Annotated in this window: 1 protein-coding gene and 1 pseudogene; one reads left to right on the top strand and one right to left on the bottom strand. The window is 38.5% G+C overall.

The annotated features are described in order from the left end of the window. On the top strand, positions 1 to 571 hold a 571-nt coding region (locus CWB80_RS21870), incomplete at its 5' end, for a PPC domain-containing protein (protein ID WP_171041575.1). A gap of 401 nt (positions 572 to 972) precedes the next feature. Here the strand turns inward: CWB80_RS21870 and CWB80_RS21865 are convergent. Beyond that, positions 973 to 1,360 (bottom strand): annotated as a pseudogene (locus tag CWB80_RS21865) (hypothetical protein); the annotation flags it as partial.

Below are 1,360 nucleotides of genomic sequence, written 5' to 3'. Positions count from 1 at the left end.
TATGTTTAATTTAACTGGTGGTACAGGTGATGCGGATTTATATGTAAGTTTTGAAGTAGCACCGAGTGAAGCTATATATGATTGTCGCCCTTACATTGGTGGTAACGAAGAGTCGTGTACTATTAATCCTGCACAAGTAGGCCGATACCATGTGATGGTTAGAGGTTATAATGCATTTGATAACGTTCAGTTAACAGCATCATTTACCCAAGTGACTTCTAACGTGCCAGATGTGTGTGCTAGTCAAGGCAGCCGAAGCAGTGGCCGCTTAAATGATGGCGAAGTAATTTGTCTAGGTAATAGCGATCCTATGTGGTTTAGCATTGCAGATGTTCAAGGCCAAAATGGTATTGCCATCACCACCGCTAATGGTAGTGGTGATTTAAGTCTAAGCTACGCTGCAAGTGGTTGGCCAAATGGTAACAATGAAGTGGCTGAGTCAAATAATAGCGGAAATGGAGAGTGTATTTATATTTCAGGCCAGAGTGAATACTGGGGCTACCTAAAAGTAGCAGGTAATAGCACTGGTGCAAGCTTAGTCGTCGACTTTAACAGTCAAGGGTGTCCTTAGTTAATATATAAACTTAAAGCGTGATCTCACGTACTTTATATAATGGAGTCATCAGTTTTCTGGTGGCTCTTTTTTTATAAAGAAACAAATGCAAAGGTTCATTTATTCAAAGTCAAAACCCCCTTTATCTTTTTTCTGGTGTTTTAAACTAACTATAAATTGAACTACTTGGATGTAAAGTTGATAAATAAACATTCAATTGTACTTACGTTGCAAAAGTGTCGATAAAGCTGACAACTTCAATATTGATGAGTGCATTGAAAGGTAATTAAATTAGGGCATAGATGGCTGAGTATGAAGAGAAAGGAAGCAACTCAGTTAACGCTGGACTAAATAATGGTTATCTAAAGAGAAGCTTAAAGCCACTTTCTTGCGAAAGTGGCGTCGTCCTATTGTTAAGCTTAGGACAAAGTAAGCTCTTGAATAAGGCGAATAGGCTCACCATCAACATTTAAAATGGCCTTTACAGAAATCTGTTGTGGTTTGTCAGTTTTTGTTACTTTGAAGGTGTATGTTTTTTGTTCATAAGGTGCTAAATCAACACTTTTCTGTTGAGATTTTGCGGGAGTGGCTTGCTCGAATGATGTCGAGGTTAGAATAATGTCACCAATTGTATCTCCAGAATAAGGCCCAGATAAATTAAGCTCTACTAACCAATAGTCTTCATGCTCTTTCGTTTTAATTACATTAAACTCAACGCCATTAAACGGGGTTACTCGCCTTGAGAGCGTAGTTTGGTGCGTTAACGACTTCCATTTGAGAGTTTGCGCAACAGTAATCTTATCAGCT

The organism is Pseudoalteromonas sp. S1650 (assembly GCF_005887195.1).
Taxonomy (GTDB): Bacteria; Pseudomonadota; Gammaproteobacteria; order Enterobacterales; family Alteromonadaceae; genus Pseudoalteromonas; species Pseudoalteromonas simplex.
The sequence above is the reverse complement of the archived record's forward strand: the minus strand, read 5'-3'. Positions and strand labels throughout refer to the sequence as shown.